The following is a 17,430-nucleotide window of genomic DNA, read 5'->3' as shown; positions in this document are numbered from 1 at the left end:
TCTGGTCGTATATGAAGGCGGATTCTGGAGACACATCCGTGTTCTGCTCGGGCTGCGGCGGCTCCATGGCCTCGATCAAGTATCTCACCATCCCCGTGGACTCCTGCGGCGACTGCGGCGGCACCTGGCTGGAGGAGGGGCGCCTCAAGTGGATCATCGAGATCGGCCCCAAATCGCTCCCGACCGACCGCGTCAAGGAGATGATGACCTTCAGCCGCGCCGCGCCGTCCTACCGGCTGGGGGACGATGAGACGCGCCGCATCGTCAAGTGCCCTTACTGCATCGGCATCATGCGCCCTGTCAATTATTCGGCGAATTCGGGGGTCGCCATCTACAAATGCATCAACGACCACGGCGTCTGGATCCCCAAGGACGGCATCGACCGCCTGGTGCTGTTCATCGACACCTGGGACAGGATGCTGCGCGAGAACGGCCCCTACTATGCCCACCTGGCACAGCTCGAGCGCAAGCGCTTCCTCAGGAAGCTGACCCTCTGACACGACCCGCGGCCCCGAAGCGCCAGGGGCTTCGCCGGGTATGAGGCCGGCTCCCGGCCGGGGATCGCTTGCGGCCCGTGGAGTTTGACAGTCCCTGGTTCCTGTCGTAGCATCTTTGACGGCCGCGCGGCCCCGTCGCCGCGCGTCGTGCTTTGTGGGGCCGCTCCGGCAGGTCTCCGGTACGCAGCCCCCGGTCATCGAACAGGTTGATGCAGGAAGAGGTGCGCGACATGACTGTCTGTCCTCTCGTGATGCGAACGGGTTCGGCCGCGAGGCGGGCCCGGGTTTCGGCTCCCCTGGCCCTGGCGATCGCGGGATCTCTCTGGGGCTTCTCCTCGCCGGCAAGGGGTCAGGACGGACCGAAGCTTTACGTCCACCTGGAGACTCCGGGCCGCTTTCAGTATTCCGGGGATCCCGTGCAGGTCTCGATCCTCTTCAAGAATGAGGGGAAGGCCCAGTGGGTCAACCCGGGCATCGACATCGAGGCGGGCCTGCAGATGTTCGACAGCGAGGGGACGAAGCTGGAGAAGGCCAAGGTCCCTCCTGCCGCGAGGGACGGGCAGCCGAAGGTCCTCGAGCCGAACGCCTTCTTCGGCAAGATCATCAACCTGAGCCAGCACTTTCCGAAGACGAGCGCGGTCGGCACCTACCGGATCACCTGGTCGGCGCCGGACATCCCCGAGCAGAGCCTGGCGACGCGCATCATCAAGAAATACGACCCGGCGCGGGACTACCAGGCGGTCATCGACACCGAGTTCGGCAAGGTCGTCATCGAGTTCTACCGGGACCTGGCGCCGTTCCATACGAAGAACTTCATCGACCTCGTGAACCTGGATTTCTATCAGGGCCTCCTGTTCCACCGAATCGTGAAGGGGGAGATGATCTTCGGCGGCTCCCCCACGGGTGACGAGCGGGGCTCTCCCGGCTACAACATGCCGCAGGAGCCCAACGGCCTCAAGGTCCTTCCCGGCGTGGTCGCGCAGGTGCGCAATTCCCAGACCGGCGCCGACGAGTCCGGCAGCATTTTCATGATCGCCGCCACGGCCCAGCCCGACCTCGATGGGCGGGTGACGGTGTTCGGCCGGGTGGTCGAGGGACTGGACACCGTCAAGGCGATCAGCAACCTGCCGACCACCGGCGGTCCGGCCCGCGCCGCCAGCCGTCCCATCAAGGACGTGACGATCAAGAAAATCGAGATCCGGGAAAAGAAGCCCGCGAAGAGCTCCTAGGGCCCGGACGGACGTGTGAGGTGAAGCGATGCGCGGATGGTGTGCCGCGCTCGTCGCGGCGGCGTTCCTGGTCGCCGGCTCAGGCGATGTCGCCGGGCCGCTCCAGGCCGGGACGGGCGCGGACGAACGGCGCCCCGCGGCTCCGGCGGCCCGCAAGACCGTCGACTACGACGCCCCGAACGAGCGCTGGCGCGAAGGGCCGGTCCGCTACCTGCTCGGCAAGGACGAGGACGACGCCTTCCGCGCCTTGAAGACCGACGAGGCGCGCTCCGAGTTCATCCGGACCTTCTGGGCCAGCCGCGATCCGATCGCGTCCACGCCCGAGAACGAGTACCGGGCGCTGTTCTATTCCCGGGTGGCCGAGGCCAGCCGCATCTTCACGGACTCCACGAAGCCGGGCTGGAAGACCGATCGCGGCAAGATCTACATCCTGCTCGGGCCGCCCGACGACTTCGAGCAGAAGCAGTTCCGGGATGAATTCGTCCCGGACGCGATCACCTGGACTTACCGCAACCGCGGTGCCGCCGGCATCGACTCCATGCCGATCGTCCGCTTCGTGAAGGACCAGACTGGCGAGTACCGCCTGTCGAACAACCTCGTCCTGAGCGGGTTCGAGAACCCCTTTTCCATCGCGTTTCAGATGCAGGCGATGCAGATGAAGAGCCTGCCGGAGCAGACGAAGGTCCTCGATACCATCGTCAGCGCCCGCGCCCTGTTCGACACCAGTCCGTTCCGCACGCACCGCGACTTCTTCCGTTCGACGGATGGCAACACCTTCGCCGTCCTCACCCTGGGGGTGAGGCCCGATCTGCTCCTGGAGGGCAGGCGGGAGAAGCCGGCGGGCGAGCCGGGCGCGGCCGCCGCGGCAGGCGCAGCCGATTCCGGGGTCGCGGCGGCTGGCGATCGCTTCGAGGTCGTGGCCCGCCTCGTGGGGGGACGGCCCGACCTGCCGACGTACGATTTCGCCGGCCCGTCCGAGCTCCGCGCCGGCGAGGAATCGGCTTCCAGCGATGCCGCAGGCTACCGGCTCTTCCAGGGCGGGCAGACCGTCCGGGCCGGCCCCTACACCGCCTTCTACGGCGTCGTCGATCGGTCGACCGGCGAGGTCTTCAGTTTCAAGGAACAGGTCGAGGTGCCCGATTTCCACGACGACCGCTTCCGGCTCAGCGGCATCACGCTGGCCAGCCGCCTGGAGCGGGTCGACCGGCCCGCCGCCGGCTACTCGACCCCCTTCGTCCTGGGCAGCCTCAAGGTGATACCGCGGCCCGATGACGTGTTCCACAACGGGGAGGACTTCGCGTTCTACTACCAGATCTACGGACCGGAGAACGATCCGATCGACGGTCGCCCCGATCTCGATCTCGAGTACCAGTTCTTCTCGGCACGCGACACCGGGCCGGGGGGGCTGGTCTTCGCGCCCCTCGGCAAGCCGATCCGCCTGACCCGGCAGAGAAGCCAGGTCCAGGGGTACACCGTTCCGATCAAGGACTGGCAGCGCGGCACCTACAGGCTGAAGGTTCAGGTGACCGACAACGTGGGCGACCGGCAGTCCATCGAGGAGGTCTCATTCCGCGTCCTGTGAGGACGCGACGGTTCCCCGCCGGGCTCAGGGTCGTGGCCCTGGGCGGCGGCACCGGGCTGCCCGTGGTCCTGCGCGCCCTGAAGCGGGAGATCGCGGCCTGCGGGGGGGCGCTCACCGGCATCGTCACGGTGACCGACGACGGCGGCAGCAGCGGGCGCCTGCGGCGCGATTACAACGTCCTCCCGGTGGGGGACATCCGCAACTGCCTCGTGGCCCTGTCGGAGAACGAGCCCTTGATGTCGGCCCTGTTCCAGTACCGCTACCGTGGCCGGGGCGGACTGGCCGGCCACAGCGTCGGCAACCTGATCCTGACGGCGCTGGCCGACTGCCGGCGCTCCTACCTGAAGGCGATCGAGACCTCCGGGGAGGTCCTGGCGATCCGCGGACGGATCCTCCCGGCCACCCTCGAGAACGTGGTCCTGCGGGCCCGCCTGGCCGACGGGCGGATGGTGAGCGGGGAATCGCGCATCTCGGCGAGCCGCTCGCCGATCGTCCGGATCGCGACGTCGCCGCCGGCCCCGAGTCCGGCCCCGGGCGTTCTCGCCGCCCTGCGCGGGGCCGATCTCATCGTCCTCGGCCCGGGAAGCCTGTTCACCAGCCTCCTGCCGAACCTCCTGGTCCGGGGCGTCGCCCAGACCATCGCCCGCTCGCGCGCCCTGCGGGTCCTCGTCGGCAACATCATGACCCAGCCGGGCGAAACGGACGGGTTCGCGGCGGCGGACCACCTCGAGACGATCCGTCGCGTGGCCGGGCCGGGCCTGATCGATGTCTATCTCGCCAGCGGCGGGCCGATTCGCCCCGCCCTGCGCCGGCGTTACGCCCGGGAGAGGGCCCACCCGGTTCTCTGGTCGCCCGCGGCGGTGCGCCGGCTTGGTGTGACACCGGTGCTGCGCGACCTGGTGCAGGAGGATCCGCTCGTCGCCAAGGTGCGCCACCACGAGGGGAAGCTCGCCCGCGCCCTGCTGTCGCTCCTGCGCCGGCGCGCTTAGGCTCCTAGTAGAATGGCGCCCCGATGCGACTGAACCTGAGCGACGAACCGCTCACGGCGGAGCTCCTCTCCGAATCCCTGAACCGCTCGGAGACTGCCCTCATCGGCGTCAACGGCACGAGCATGCACCCGACCCTGCAGATGGGCTGGCGCGTCTACGTGCGTCGCGCCACGGGGGCCGATCTGAAGGTCGGCGAAATCGCCGTGTTTCGCGGCGAGCGCTACCTGACGATTCACCGGCTCGTCTGGAAGGAAATGGACGGGGATGGGACGCGCCTGGTCTTCCGGGGCGACTACAACCGGGTGCGGGAGCGGGTCCCCGAGTCGGCGGTGATCGCCAGGGTCGTGGCCGTCGAGATGCCGGGGCGCAGGAAGGGGATGGAGCGCGTGGTCTCCGTCGAGACGGACCTCCTCGCGCGCTTCTATCGCGTCGCCTACGGCCTCTCCCGCCTTCTTCGTCCAATCCTGCCGCCGCCTCGCGCTCCGGGGGCCCCGATCGGCCGATTCGGCCGCGCCGCCCGGGCCGCTTTTGCCGGCATCGAGCGGATTCTTGGCCTGTTCCTTCGCGAGCGCCGCTGACCGGGCGCGCGCCGCGACGGAGACCTCCCGAAACGCCCGCCGACGTGCGTAGGCCCACCGACTTCAGGGCAACGTCAACCTCCTGACGAGCTCCGCCCGGGAAATCGTCCACGATCGGCTGCTCGAGCACGAAAAATGCGCTCCACTTCCTTGACTCTCGATCATCGAAATTTATATTAACCCGTTGTATTGAGCATGATTTCCAGCACGATCCGCGCGGAGGAGCCGGAGGCATGAAGAACATCCTGGTTGCCGAGGACGACAGGACCCTGCGCGACGGGCTCGTCCAGTCGATGAGCAAGAGCGGCTACAAGGTCCAGGTCGCCCAATCCGGCAAGGACGCCCTCGAGAGAATCGAAAAGCAGGTTTTCGACCTGGTGATTTCCGGCCATCGGATCGGAGGGGCCGACGGCCTCGAGATCCTGCGCAAGGCGCGCTCGACGAATGCCGGCACCCTGGTCATCGTCACAGGCGAGAACGGGTCGGGCGCGGTGGAGGCGATGCGATCCGGCGCCTTCGACTACGTGCAGAAGCCCCTGTCCCTCGAAGCGATCGAGATGAAAGTGCAGCGGGCCATGGAGCACCAGAGGCTGGTCGTGAGGCTCAGCTCGATGACCGAGCCGCACGCCGATCCGTCCGACCGCTACGGCCTCGTCGGGCAGTCGGCCGCGATGCGCGAGATTTTCAAGATGATCGACAAGGTGGCCGCCTCGAACGCGACCGTCCTGATCCAGGGCGAGACCGGCACGGGCAAGGAGCGCGTCGCCGAGGCGATCCACCGGAACTCCCCCCGCCACGACGCGGCCTTCGTGCGTATGAACTGCGCCTCGCTCCCCGACAACCTGCTGGAGAGCGAGCTGTTCGGCCACGAGAAGGGCGCCTTCACCGGCGCCGACCAGATGCGCATCGGGCGATTCGAGATGGCCAACGACGGCACCCTGTTCCTCGACGAGGTCGGGAACATGAGCGCCAACACCCAGGCCAAGGTGCTGCGCGCCATCCAGAACCAGGAGTTCGAGCGCCTCGGCGGCAACCGGACGATCAAGGTCGACGTGCGCATCGTCGCCGCGACCAACATCAATCTCGAAGCCGCCATCAAGGAAGGCCGCTTCCGCGAGGACCTGTTCTACCGCCTGAACGTGGTCAACATCATGGTGCCGGCGCTGCGCGAGCGCGTCGAGGACATCGTTCCTCTGGCCGAGCACTTCATCAAGCGCTTCGCGCGCGAGCTCCGCCGCCGGGTCACCGGCTTCTCGGCCGACGCGGTCAAGAGCCTCCAGGAATACCGCTGGCCCGGCAACGTGCGCGAGCTCGAGAACAGCATCGAGCGCGCCGTCCTGATGTGCGAGGGGGACTCCGTCCGCTCCGCCGACCTGACCCTGCTGGACCGCGAGCACTCCATCGGCATGACCCCCGCGCTCGCCGCCGACCTGCTGAACCTGGAGGCGCTGGAGAAGACCGCCCTGCTCGAGGCCCTCAAGCGCAGCAACTGGATCCAGAAGGAAGCCGCCAAGCTCCTGGGTGTCAGCAGCCGGGTGATGAACTACAAGGTCCACAAGCACGGCATCACCCACGACCGCTGGAGCAAGAACCGCAACTAGACCCGAGTAGGGGGCCGGGACCGGCCGCATGCCCGCGCCGGCTCCCGGAAGTCCGCCTCCCTCCGATTCCCGCCCTGGGATACCATCTCCGTCCATGGCGGTCTATCTCACCGAGGACGACGTCGGCCGTCTCCTGACGATGCCGGCATGCATCGAGGCGGTCGAGCAGGCGTTCCGCCAGTGGGCCCGGGGGCAGGCGGACTGCCGGCCCCGCGCGCGGGCGGCGATCCCCGGCGCGATGCTGCATTCCCTGTCCGCCGGCTCGGCCACCTGGGAGCGGCTCGCGGCCAAGGTCTATGCCACCTCTCGAGCGGCCGCGCGCTTCGTGGTCCTGCTGTTCGACGGGCGGACCTCGGCCCTGCTGGCGATCATCGAGGCGGACCGCCTCGGGCAGACCCGCACCGGCGCCGCGACGGGCGTGGCGACGCGGCGCCTGGCACGCGTCGACGCGGCCTCGCTCGCGATCATCGGGACCGGCTGGCAGGCGCGCAGCCAGGCGCTGGCCGTCGCGACGGTGAGACGGCTCCAGACGATCCGCGCCTTCGGCCGCGACCGGGACCGCCTGCGCGAGTTCTGCCGCGAGACCGAGGCGGCCACGGGCGTGGCGGTGACCCCGTGCTCCGCGGTCGAGGAGGCGATCGAGGGCGCCGGAATCGTCGTCTCGGCGACCTCCTCCGGCACCCCGGTCATCCGGGGAGCCTGGCTCCGACCCGGGATGCACGTCAACGCGGTCGGCAGCAATCGCGCCGAGCGGCGCGAGCTGGACGACGAGTCGGTGAGGCGCTCCGATCTCATCGTCGTCGACTCGATGGAACAGGCCCGCCTGGAGGCCGGCGACCTCCTGGCGCCGGGGACCGGCCCGGCCGGGACCTCCGCGCTGGAGCGGGCCGTGGAGCTGAAGGACGTGCTCGGCGGCGCGCACCCCGGGCGCCGGGACGAGCGGGAGGTGACCCTCTTCAAGTCCCTGGGAATCGGGCTGGAGGACCTGGCGGCCGCCTCGGTCGTCTACGACCGGGCCGTCGAGGCGGGCGCCGGGCGCGCGCTGGCGGCCCGGTGACCGGCGTCCGCGCGCGGATCCAGGCGATCCTCCTCGACCGGTTCCATCCGACGCGTCTCGAGATCCGCGACGACAGCGCACAGCACGCCGGTCACGCCGGGGCCGCCGCGGGAGGCGGCCACTTCGACATCCTGATCGTGTCGGCGGAGTTCGAAGGAAAATCCCTGCTCGACCGTCACCGCCTGGTGAACGAGGCGCTTCGTGACCTCATCGGCAGCGAGATCCACGCGCTCGGGTTGAAGACCCGGGCCCCTTCCGAGTGACCTAGGCTCCCAGCGCCTGAAGGTGCGCCTCGACCGAGGCCTGGAGCGCCTTCAGGTCATAGCCTCCTTCCAGGAGGGAGACGATCCGCCCGCCGCAATGCCTCTCCGCGGCCTCCCGCAGGATCGACGTCATCGCCGCGTACCCCTTCTCCGTCAGGTCCATCCCGGCGAGCGGGTCGTCGCGGTGGCCGTCGAAACCGGCCGAGATCAGGATCGCCTCGGGCTGGACGCGGTCGATCTCCGGGCGCAGGACGGTCTGGAACACCTCGATGTATTCGGCGTCGCCCGATCCGGCCGGAAGAGGGTAGTTCAAGGTGAAGCCGGCGCCGCGCCCGCTGCCGGATTCGCGCGCCGAGCCGGTGCCGGGATAGAAGGGGAACTGGTGGGTGCTGAAGTAGAAGACCGTGGGGTCCGACTCGAACAGGTGCTGCGTGCCGTTGCCGTGGTGCACGTCCCAGTCGACGATCAAGACGCGCCCGAGGCCGTGCGTGTCTTGAAGATGCCGCGCCGCGAGGGCGATGTTGTTGAACAGGCAGAAGCCCATCGCGCGGCCCGCCTCGGCATGATGGCCGGGGGGGCGGGTGCAGACGAAGGCGGAGCGGGCCCTCCCCGTGGCGACCGCGTCGCAGGCCGCCAGGGCGCCTCCCGCCGAGAGCAGGGCGGCCCTCCAGGATCCGGACGAGACCGCCGTGTCGGGGTCGAGCTGCACCGGAGCCCGCTCGCACGCCCGGCGGATCGCCTCGATGTACGCCGGTTCGTGGACCCGGGCGATGCGATCGATCGGGGCGGGGTCGGGGCGGAGGACGAGCAGCCGATCGAGCAGGCCACGGCGCGCCAGGTGATCGCGGATGGCCTGGATCCGCTCCGGCCGCTCGGGGTGGCCGGGCCCGTTGTCGTGCTCGAGGCAGTCCTCGTGAAAGACGAACGCGACCGGCGCTTTCTGCTCCATGGGGGGGCCCGGCACTCCTACCGCTCGAACAGGTCCTGCGCCTTGACGATGCCCACGCGCTCGCGGTTGATCGGCAGGGGGAAGGCCTCGATCTCCTTATCCTCGGCGAGCAGGGTCTCGCTCGTCGTGGGGGTCTGGTAGGTGATGGGCGTCGGCCGGCCCGACAGGAGGGTCTCCTTCACCGCGGCGGCGTCCGGGGTCACGATGGCGACCGCCAGGTTTCTTCCCTGCAGGTGGCGCTTGACGGCGGCGTTGACGTCCTCGACCTTGAGGCGCGGCAGCTCGTCCTGGATGCGGTCGATGAAGCTGGGGAAGCCGTAGAAATCCGAGTCCATCCGGTAGCCCAGCCGGCGGCTGAAGTTCTGGGTCCACAGGCGCGAGACGTTCAGGACGTACTTGCGGGTCGCCTCGAAGTCGGCGGCGCTCATTCCCGAGTCCACGAGCCTCTGCAGCTCGCGCACCGCCTGCCGCAGGGCGAACAGGGCGTTGGGATGCTCCACGGGACGGATCCAGATGCTGAAGAACTGCTGCCGGCGCGACAGGTTGGGTAGCGGCAGCGTGCTGCCGCCGTCCTGGACGAAGTGTTCGATGTACGAGTAGTCCCCGTAATTGAGGCCGCGCTCCCCCCTCATTTTGTTCATGAGGCGGCCGTTGAACGTGCGGTGCTCCCCCAGGTACGAATTGGCGACCAGGAGGGCGTAGAAGTCCCTGTCGGAGCGTGTCACGGCGATGGGGAACCCGAGGGAAATCGCCGTGGCGGAGGCGGGCTTCTCGACGAGCAGCACCTCCACACCCTGGATCGGCCGCGGCTTCGGCAGCGCGGCGCGACGCGGCCCGCCCGGCGGGAGGGCCGTGAAATCCTTCTTCATGGAGACGATCAGGGACTCCGGGTACCCGCCTGCCACCCCCAGAACGGCGTTGCCCTGCGTGTAGCACCTGAGGTAATGAGCCTTCACGTCCTCCAGGGTGATCGCCTTCAACCCCTGAACGGTGCCGCTATCGGGCAGCCGGTACGGGTGGCCTTCGTACATCAGGTACCCGAGCGCCGCCTTGCCGAGCCCCTCGTCGTCGTTGCCGCGCAGGCCGGTGGTGAGCCCGGCCAGCAGAAAGTCGCGACTGCGCTGGAAGTCCGCCTCGTCGAAGCGCGGTCGCAGCAGGACGCCCGTGAGGAGCCCGTAGTAGTCCTTCAGGTGATCGCGGTGCGCTTCGCCCACGAACGTGGTCGTCTCGCGATCGAACCGGGGCGTGATCGTCGCGGCCATCGGGTAGAGGCGATCGGTCAGCTCGCGGTAGGTCATCTCACGCGTACCGCCCTCGCCGATGGTCAGGGCGGTGAGGGCGTTCAGCCCCTCCTTCCCAGCCGGATCGTCGATCGACCCGCAGCCGAACTGGATCCGGAACGCCGTCAGGGGAGAGGCAGGGGCCGGCAGGAGGATCGTCCTGACGGCGCCGTCCTTCGCCGGGTTCGAGGTGGGCTTCATCGGCTTCGTCTCCTTGGAGTCCGCCGGCTGGATCGCCAGGACGCAGGCGATCGCGGCTGCCAGGGCGGAAAGAGCCACGGAGTGCCGGCGCGCGCGGCTCACTGGCCCGCGCCGACCACGCCCGGCTTGTGGGCGAGCGTCACGACCGTCCGACCCGATCGCACGAAGTACTTGCGGGCGGCGGCGCGCACGTCTTCGGGAGTGAGACGATCGTAGGATGCGTACACCCTGTTCACCGCCTGGGGGTCGTTCGCCACCGCGACGTAGTGGGCGAGGCTCCGCGCCACCGAGCCGGCGGCGTCCAGGCTCATGGCGAAGGCGTATTTCATGTGCGACTTCACCTTCTCGAGGCGATCGGCGGCGATCGGTTTCGCCTGGAGCTCCTCGAGGGCGGCCGTGATCGCCGCCTCGACGTAGGCCACGCGCTCCGGCTTCTTCACCCGGGTGGCGATCTCGAACATGTACGGATCGATGTGGTCCTGGGCCCCTCCGAACAGCACATCGACCTCCTGCTCGTCCACCACCAGCTTCTGGTAGAGGGGGGACGACTCGGAGAACAGCAGCTGGGAGACCAGGTCGAGAGCCGGCAGATCCGTCCCCGTGTCCGAGAACGCCGGGCCGTGGTAGCCGACGTAGAGGTACGGCTGAGTCGGGTTGGGCCACGCGACCTCCACCCGCAGCTCGTCCGGCTGCGGCGGCTCGGATGGGACCTGGGCGCGGTAGCTGCCGCGCTTCCAGGCGCCGTAGTGCCGGCGCGCCATCCCCGCCAGCTTCTTCGGGTCGACGTCGCCGACCACCAGGAGCGCGCAGTTCTCCGGCCGGTAGAAGCGGTCGAAGAACTGCCTGCTGTACGCGAACTGGTTCGGCATGTCCTGGACGTCCCTCAGGAATCCGATCGTCGAGTGCTTGTAGGTGTGGGTCCCGAAGGCGGTGTCGCGCAGCTTCTCGTTCAGCGTCTGGAACGGGTCCGAGGCGCTCTTGTTGTATTCGCCGAGCACCGCCCCCGCCTCTTTCTTGAAGATCTCCTCCGAATACTTGAGGTGCATGAACCGGTCGGACTCGAGGACCATGATCGTTTCGAGCGCCGACGCCGGCGCCAGGATGTGATAGGCCGTGTAGTCGTCGGTCGTGAAGGCATTGTGGTCCGCGCCGAGCTCCTTCAGGATCGCGTTGTAGCGCTCCGGCGGGCACGTCTCGGTGCCGCGGAACATCAGGTGCTCGAAGAAATGCGCGAACCCGGACTTGCCGGGCTCGATCTCGTTGCGCGAGCCGGCGCGCACCACCGTCCAGTAGGCGATCAGGCCCGGGCTGTCGAACGGAACGGCCACGACCTTCAGCCCGTTGTCGAGGACGGTGACCTGCGTGGGATAGGGAAAGATCTTCGAGCCGCCCTTCGGCGCCTCGCCGCCCCAGGCGGTCAGGCGCGCGCCGAGGATCACGGCGGTCAGGGCGACCGCGAGCTTCAGCACATCCGGCATCGGGAGTCTCCTGCGCGACGCGGCCGCGTGGCCGCCGGCCACGTGCGTCGCGTCCGTCATGTTAGCACACGGTCAGCGGGGCCCCGGGACGCCGGCGGGAACGCCCGCCCGTCGGGCGATCCCGACGACGTTCGGCACCGGCCAGGCGACCCGGTTGTCGTCGTCCTCGGAGAGCCCCGACTCGTAGCTGCCGATCCACTCGTGCTCCTCCCCGCCGCTCCGCACGTACAGCTGCGCCTCCGGGCCCCCCTCGGCGTACTGCATCCGCGACAGGCCCAGCGGCAGGTCCTTCAGGATGCCGATCAGGTCGTGCACGCTGTAGGGCGAGCGCACGTGGACGAACAGCACCCGACCCCGATCGTCGGTGCCGATCGCCGCGGCGCTCCAGCGACGCGGCTGCTGGCTCCAGACGTTCTCCCCTTTGCACGACAGCATCCGGATGCTCTGGACCAGCGTCCCGTAGCGCCCGCGCAGCGCCTCGAAGTCGTCGCACTCCCGATCGATGATCAGGACGGGCGCGGCCTTGTCGTCTTTCGGCTCGAAGGCGAGGATCGCCCGGTCCTTCGAGAGCCTCCCGTTGTTGGTGTGGATCGAGGTCCGCATCAGGGACACGCTGGTCCGGTGGTCGGCCTGATACATGCTGGCGTTGATCGCCCCCGCCAGGCCGCCCCGGAGGGACCACTCGCGCGCCGTCAGCGCCCTCCCCTGCCCCGGGGCCGAGGCGTTGAGCAGGCGCAGCTCGAATCGCAGAGGATCGGCGCGCAGCACACGCACGATCGAGTCGCCGCGATCGGAGCGGCGGGGGGAGAGGAACTCTCCGAGATCGAGGCCGGGCTCGAGCGACCGCCAGGCCGCGGTCGGATCGACGGAAGGGAGGCCGGGGGCGGCCGCGGGCCGGTCGAAGGGGACTGCCAGGCCGGCCGCGACCGCGAGGGCCACCGCCGCCGAGAGGGCCCGCAGCGCCGGCCTCATTCCGTGGAGACGATCGCCTCGGCCTCGATCTCGACGAGCATCTCGGGGGAGATCAACCGGCTCACCTCGACCATGCTGGTGGCCGGCCTGACCGCTCCGAAGCACTCACGGTGCGCGCGGCCGATCGCCTGCCAGTCGTCGATGCGGGTGACATAGATGCGGGTGCGCACCACGTCCTCGAGACGGGCGCCGGCCCGCCGCAGCGCCGTCTCGATGTTCCGGAGGGTCTGCACGGCCTGGGCGTGCGGGTCTCCGGTCCCGACGACGCGTCCGTCCCGATCGGTGGCCGTCGTCCCCGAGACGTACACATGGCGCCCCACGCGGACCGCCCGGGCGTAGCCCACCAGCGGCTCCCAGGGCGTTCCTGTCGCAACGCTGATCCTCGGCTTCACAGCGACCTCCGGAACACCCACTGCGATTTGACCACCTCGTACCCCAGCTTCTCGTAGAACGGCCTGGCCTCCATCCTCCGCACGTTCGAACGGATGCGCATCACGGAGTAGCCGCGCCTCCGCGCCCATTCCTCTGCCGCGAGGACGAGGCCCTTGCCGGCGCCCCGCCGTCTCGCGGAGGTCTCGACGACCAGGCCCACGATCTCCGCGAACGCGTCCGAAACCAAAAAGCGCCGACCGCAGACGTGGATCCAGCCGACCATCCGGCCGCCCGCCTCCTCGGCCGCCAGCAGGGCGGCGTCGGGATCGTCCGCGAGCGCGCGGAACCGGCGTTCCATCGCGTCCGCCGTCGCAGGGTATCCCAGCTGATCGGACAGACGCGCCGCCGCGTCCGCGTCGCGGGCCGTCATCGGTCGTACGACCATATCGCCCGCCTCCCTTTCGCGTCGGGAGCGCGCGCCGGTCACTCGGCGGTGGTCGGGTCGATCACCGCGCCGATGCGCGACACGCGGTTCGCCGGGAAGCCCCCCGCCTGCGCGTGCTTCCTGACCATCTCCTCGTTGGGCGCCACGTACACGCAGTAGACCTTGTCGGCGGTGACGTAGCTCTCGACCCACTGAATCTGCGGCCCCATCTCCTTGAGCACGCCGCAGGACTTCTGCGAGATGGCGCGCAGCTCCTGGGGCGACAGCTTCCCCGCTCCCGGAATCTCCCGTTCGATCAGAAACTTGGGCATGGCATCCCTCCCTGGCCGGGGCGCCTTCCCCGGCGCCCTGGACGTCCCAGTATAAATCGGCGGTCCGCCGCGGCGACGGCGTGATGAGCAGTCCGGGCTACCCGCCCCCGGGCACTCTCGACAGGCGCCGATAGGCCCGGACCGGAGTCAGGATGACCCAGAGGGCGAGAAGCGCCAGGGTCCATCCCAGCTTCCCGCTCTCCAGCCGGCCCCCCGCTGTCAGGTTCGCCCGGATCACCAGCTGCGTCCCCAGGAGCATGAACAGCAGGACGCCGACGGCGCACCATCCAACCATGCCCTGAAGATAGCCCAGCGCCTCGTCCCGCCTCTCGGCCGACAGCCAGTAGTCCCGGTTCGGGAGGTTGATGGCGCGCTCCGGCATCCGCTTCAGAACGCTTGCCAGGATGAACAGGGCCCCCGCCGTCAGGAGCAGGGACGCCAGGTAGATCGCGAAGAAGGTCAGGCGCGACGACCAGCCGTTCGGAGCGCCGTCCAGCCCGAAGTGCGACGCCATCGGGTCCGGGAGGAGGGGGTAGTAGTAGGCGATCTGCGCGGAGACCAGAGCCGCCAGGAGCAGGAACGCGAGCGAGGCCCCCTTCACCCCTTCACCCGCCGCCGTGCGGCCGGTCGTCTCCCGGCCGCGACGATCACCCCGGCGCCGCACCGCGCCACGGCGTCGTCATGGCTCATCCGCCTGGCGCGTGCCAGCACCTCGTTCGGGACCCAGCGCGGGTACGGAGTGACCCGCACCCGGTGCCGGCCCTGCTTCGTGTGCTCCTCCCGGATCGCGGCGAGCCCGCGCCTCGGAAGGGTCCCGGACAGGCGCGCCAGCGCCGGCCACACCCGCCGGTGCACGAAGGTCACCTTGCCGCCGACAAGCCGGCAGACCAGGATCTGCCTCGAGTCGGATACGGCGTTGAAGATGCGGTACATGTCCTGCGCCTTGGGGTGGGACCACCAGCTGCCCCGGAAGGGACCGCCCCCGATCGTCTCGGCCAGGCTCGGCACGGGGCCCCGCGCCGCCATCAGCACGATGCCGTGCTTCTTCACGAATGCCAGGGCGGCCCGCGCGTCCATCTCCATCCTCCATCGTGGCCCGCCGGACGACCCGACCATCCGGGCTAGGGCCGCGAGTTGCCGTTGTCCATGTCGGACACGATCAGCCAGCGGCCGTCCTCGCCCCGGCGCAGCGTCAGCGTGAACTTCCCGATGTCCGGCTCACCCGCCCGCCTCGCGAACCCCCCGATGATGTACCCCAGCGAGCCCTCCGTCGCGAAGGCCACCGCGCGGAGCGAAAGGGGTCCGCCCTGCCCCTCGTAATGCGTCCGGATCGCGTGGCGGCCCCGGACCGGAGGCGCCCCGTTCGAGAGGACGAAGCCGTCCTCCGCGAAGAGCCCGGCCAGGGCCGCGGCGTCCTTGCTCCTCCACGCGGCTTCGTAGTCGGCGAGCACGCGCGCCAGCGCCGCCGGCAGCCTGACGCTCGGGAGTTGCGCCCGCTCCGCCGGCGGGGCGGAGACCTGCGTCGCCGCCGCGTCCAGGCGGAGGGCCGGCGGATCCAGGATGGCGTGCGCCAGGCCGCTCGCGATCAGCAGAATGCCGGTCACGATCAGGATCGATCGGGCCGTCCGCTCCATCGGATCACCCTCCGGTTTCCACGGGTGTCGCACCTCCAGGATCGCCACAGCATCCCGCCAGCCGATCGGCCGGCCAGGGGAGCTGCCGCTGGCGACGACGAGAATCTCGAGGACCACCCAGACGACCGCCCAACCCAGCATGAGCCGGAGAATCCGTGGCGCCGCCGACCGATAGCGTGACCTCGCCGCTGGAATGCGACGGCGAGACGGCGCACTCCGCCGTCGGGCGGCCTCCCCTCAGGGCGATCCAGAGGGGGGCTCTCCTGCCAGCGCATCGTAGCCCCGTCCCTTGAACTGCAGGATGCAGAAGCCGTTTCCGAAGGGATCCGCCAGGCGGGCCAGGAGTCCCCATGCCCGCTCCTCGATCGTTCCTTCGAGCGTCGCGCCCGCCGAGACGGCCCGGGCGACCGCCGCCTCGATGTCCTCGACCGCGAGATCGAGATGCACCGGGGTCCAGTGGCGGCGGTAGTCCCGCCCCGCCGTCGCCGCGGCGAAGGGAGGCGTCCCCCCTGGACTGGCGAGGAGGTAGATCGGAGACGAGGCGCCGAGCATCTCGCGCGCGTCCGCACCCAGGCGCCGCCCCGGCTTCAGTCCCAGCCCGTCGGCATAGAAGCGGAGGCCCTTCTCGAGATCATCGACGTCGATGTTGACCAGGAGGTCCGCCACGCTCCGAACTCCTCCGGACCGACCGGCTCAGCGCCTTCGCGCGATCGCATCCACGCTGAAGCGTCCCGATCCCCGGCACGCGATGTACAGAAAGACGAAACAGTAGAGGACCGCGAGCTCCCCCTTGTTGATGATGGGCCAGAAGCCGTTCGGCGCGTGCGCCATGAAATAGGCGACCGCCATCAGCCCGCTCGAAATGAACGCGGCATGGCCGGCGAACAGGCCCAGGGCCACCAGGACGCCCCCGAAGAACTCGATGAACCCGGCCGTGGCCATCAAGGGGTTGGAGAGCTGGCTCTGACCTCCGAGCGCGCCGAAGAGCTTCTGCGCCCCGTGGCAGGCCAACAGAAACCCGGCCACCAGGCGCAGGAGCGCGTAGGCCCATTCCGAGTACTTTCCCAGCCACCGGTCCATCATCGACCTCCTTGGTTAGGTCGTGCCGCGAAGCGCTGAAGCAGGAACGCCAGACCTCCCATGATGCCGACGAGCATGTCCCCCAGGGTGTCCTCCAGCCCGAGCTGCGCCCTCGTTCCCAGCCACCGGTCCGACAGGTATTCGGCGAATTCCCAGAACACCGCCGCGGCGCAGGTCAGGCCGAAGACCATGACGCCCAGACCCGTCAGACCGATGGTTCCGAGCGGGCCGGACTGCGACGCCAGGACGGCCGCCCTCCAGAGGAAGTAGGCGATGGCGATCCCCCCCAGGAAATGCATGGCCACGTCGGTGGGCGGGTAGGCCACGTACAGGAAGAGCACGCGCGATGCCACGACGTGAAGGCCGAAGACTCCGAGCGGCGCCCACCCCGCCTCGATCAGAGCGGCGACGAGCCAGTGCTCCCTGATTCTCAGTGCCCGGGCCCCCCCGGTGCGTCCGGCCTCGAACTCAAAAGGCGGCCGGAGTATAGCGCAGGCTGCCCGCCGGCCTCATCTCGCCTCCTTCGCGGTCGGACGGTGCTCCATCGCCCACCTCACCGCTTCGTCATAGTCCCGGAAGACCTTGACCAGCGTCGCCGGGTGTTCGCGGTGCACCTCGAACATGCGCGACAGACCGAAATCCACGTCCCGGGCGGTCACGAACGCGACCCTGGGAGGCGGAGCCGGCGGCTGGCTCTCGAGGATGAACCGGGCGAGCGCCTCGATCTCCGGGGGGTGGACATCGAGCCGCGCGGACCGGAAGTCCCAGACAACGGGACGTCCGGTGCAGTCCGGGTTCGCCCAGTACGCCGCGGCCCCTTTCCGGGCATCGGTGGCATTCAGTATGCCGGAGCAGGTGCCGATGACCACACCCGATCCAGGATCCATGTGCAATGAGAACGGCATAGGTCCC

Annotated in this window: 22 protein-coding genes; 8 read left to right on the top strand and 14 right to left on the bottom strand. The window is 69.3% G+C overall.

From position 1 onward, the window contains the following. Positions 1–11: 11 nt before the first annotated feature. The 8 genes from VGV60_03450 (at position 12) to VGV60_03415 (ending at position 7,796) form a co-directional block, all read left to right on the top strand. Entirely contained in the window at positions 12–497 is a 486-nt protein-coding gene (locus VGV60_03450; GenBank protein HEV8700310.1) for a zf-TFIIB domain-containing protein, read from the top strand. Between the two features lie 230 nt (positions 498–727). Further along, on the top strand, positions 728–1,726 hold the full coding sequence (locus VGV60_03445; GenBank protein ID HEV8700309.1) for a peptidylprolyl isomerase: 999 nt from the start codon (positions 728–730) through the stop codon (positions 1,724–1,726). Positions 1,727–1,754: 28 nt separating this feature from the next. Then, complete coding sequence (locus tag VGV60_03440) at positions 1,755–3,308, top strand: GWxTD domain-containing protein (protein HEV8700308.1); 1,554 nt, start codon at positions 1,755–1,757, stop codon at positions 3,306–3,308. Beyond that, positions 3,305–4,297, top strand: coding sequence for a gluconeogenesis factor YvcK family protein (locus VGV60_03435; protein ID HEV8700307.1), 993 nt, complete (start codon positions 3,305–3,307; stop codon positions 4,295–4,297). The genes VGV60_03440 and VGV60_03435 overlap by 4 nt, the downstream gene beginning before the upstream one ends. 23 nt (positions 4,298–4,320) lie before the next feature. After that, complete coding sequence (locus tag VGV60_03430; protein HEV8700306.1) at positions 4,321–4,875, top strand: S24 family peptidase; 555 nt, start codon at positions 4,321–4,323, stop codon at positions 4,873–4,875. 233 nt (positions 4,876–5,108) lie between these two features. Beyond that, positions 5,109–6,476, top strand: coding sequence for a sigma-54 dependent transcriptional regulator (locus tag VGV60_03425; protein ID HEV8700305.1), 1,368 nt, complete (start codon positions 5,109–5,111; stop codon positions 6,474–6,476). A gap of 94 nt (positions 6,477–6,570) precedes the next feature. After that, a complete protein-coding gene (locus tag VGV60_03420) occupies positions 6,571–7,533 on the top strand; it encodes an ornithine cyclodeaminase family protein (protein ID HEV8700304.1) in 963 nt (320 codons plus the stop codon). After that, complete coding sequence (locus VGV60_03415) at positions 7,530–7,796, top strand: BolA family protein (protein HEV8700303.1); 267 nt, start codon at positions 7,530–7,532, stop codon at positions 7,794–7,796. The genes VGV60_03420 and VGV60_03415 overlap by 4 nt, the downstream gene beginning before the upstream one ends. Before the next feature lies 1 nt (position 7,797). Here VGV60_03415 and VGV60_03410 read toward each other — a convergent pair whose 3' ends face one another. The 14 genes from VGV60_03410 to VGV60_03345 all read right to left on the bottom strand — a co-directional run bounded on the left by VGV60_03410 (position 7,798) and on the right by VGV60_03345 (position 17,423). Beyond that, positions 7,798–8,745, bottom strand: coding sequence for a histone deacetylase (locus tag VGV60_03410; GenBank protein HEV8700302.1), 948 nt, complete (start codon positions 8,743–8,745; stop codon positions 7,798–7,800). A 17-nt stretch (positions 8,746–8,762) separates the two neighbouring features. After that, on the bottom strand, positions 8,763–10,328 hold the full coding sequence (locus VGV60_03405) for a pitrilysin family protein (GenBank protein ID HEV8700301.1): 1,566 nt from the start codon (positions 10,326–10,328) through the stop codon (positions 8,763–8,765). Then, a complete protein-coding gene (locus VGV60_03400) occupies positions 10,325–11,704 on the bottom strand; it encodes a pitrilysin family protein (protein ID HEV8700300.1) in 1,380 nt (459 codons plus the stop codon). Before VGV60_03400 ends, VGV60_03405 begins: the two co-directional genes overlap by 4 nt. Before the next feature lie 72 nt (positions 11,705–11,776). After that, positions 11,777–12,676, bottom strand: coding sequence for a phosphodiester glycosidase family protein (locus VGV60_03395; GenBank protein ID HEV8700299.1), 900 nt, complete (start codon positions 12,674–12,676; stop codon positions 11,777–11,779). After that, positions 12,673–13,068: a RidA family protein gene (locus tag VGV60_03390; GenBank protein ID HEV8700298.1), complete on the bottom strand. Its 396-nt coding sequence runs from the start codon at positions 13,066–13,068 to the stop codon at positions 12,673–12,675. Before VGV60_03390 ends, VGV60_03395 begins: the two co-directional genes overlap by 4 nt. Beyond that, positions 13,065–13,493 carry a GNAT family N-acetyltransferase gene (locus tag VGV60_03385; protein HEV8700297.1) on the bottom strand — a complete coding sequence of 143 codons (429 nt, stop codon included), beginning with the start codon at positions 13,491–13,493 and terminating at the stop codon, positions 13,065–13,067. The genes VGV60_03390 and VGV60_03385 overlap by 4 nt, the downstream gene beginning before the upstream one ends. A gap of 38 nt (positions 13,494–13,531) precedes the next feature. After that, the gene (locus tag VGV60_03380) at positions 13,532–13,804 is read right to left on the bottom strand and encodes a DUF4242 domain-containing protein (GenBank protein HEV8700296.1); all 273 of its coding nucleotides are present in this window, start codon (positions 13,802–13,804) and stop codon (positions 13,532–13,534) included. A gap of 97 nt (positions 13,805–13,901) precedes the next feature. Next, positions 13,902–14,405 carry a DUF1648 domain-containing protein gene (locus VGV60_03375; protein HEV8700295.1) on the bottom strand — a complete coding sequence of 168 codons (504 nt, stop codon included), beginning with the start codon at positions 14,403–14,405 and terminating at the stop codon, positions 13,902–13,904. Next, positions 14,402–14,881 carry a hypothetical protein gene (locus tag VGV60_03370; protein ID HEV8700294.1) on the bottom strand — a complete coding sequence of 160 codons (480 nt, stop codon included), beginning with the start codon at positions 14,879–14,881 and terminating at the stop codon, positions 14,402–14,404. The genes VGV60_03375 and VGV60_03370 overlap by 4 nt, the downstream gene beginning before the upstream one ends. Positions 14,882–14,925: 44 nt before the next feature. After that, positions 14,926–15,579 carry an SgcJ/EcaC family oxidoreductase gene (locus VGV60_03365; GenBank protein ID HEV8700293.1) on the bottom strand — a complete coding sequence of 218 codons (654 nt, stop codon included), beginning with the start codon at positions 15,577–15,579 and terminating at the stop codon, positions 14,926–14,928. Positions 15,580–15,675: 96 nt separating this feature from the next. After that, on the bottom strand, positions 15,676–16,104 hold the full coding sequence (locus VGV60_03360) for a VOC family protein (protein HEV8700292.1): 429 nt from the start codon (positions 16,102–16,104) through the stop codon (positions 15,676–15,678). Between the two features lie 27 nt (positions 16,105–16,131). After that, positions 16,132–16,518 (bottom strand): DoxX family protein, encoded by a 387-nt coding sequence (locus VGV60_03355; GenBank protein ID HEV8700291.1) that lies wholly within the window; start codon positions 16,516–16,518, stop codon positions 16,132–16,134. After that, positions 16,518–16,871: a hypothetical protein gene (locus VGV60_03350; protein ID HEV8700290.1), complete on the bottom strand. Its 354-nt coding sequence runs from the start codon at positions 16,869–16,871 to the stop codon at positions 16,518–16,520. Before VGV60_03350 ends, VGV60_03355 begins: the two co-directional genes overlap by 1 nt. Before the next feature lie 156 nt (positions 16,872–17,027). Beyond that, positions 17,028–17,423, bottom strand: coding sequence for a hypothetical protein (locus tag VGV60_03345; protein HEV8700289.1), 396 nt, complete (start codon positions 17,421–17,423; stop codon positions 17,028–17,030). Positions 17,424–17,430 lie beyond the last annotated feature (7 nt).

The organism is Candidatus Polarisedimenticolia bacterium, from assembly GCA_036001465.1.
Classification (GTDB): domain Bacteria; phylum Acidobacteriota; class Polarisedimenticolia; order Gp22-AA2; family Gp22-AA2; genus Gp22-AA3.
Note: the sequence above shows the minus strand (reverse complement) of the source record. Positions and strands in the feature narration are given on the sequence as shown.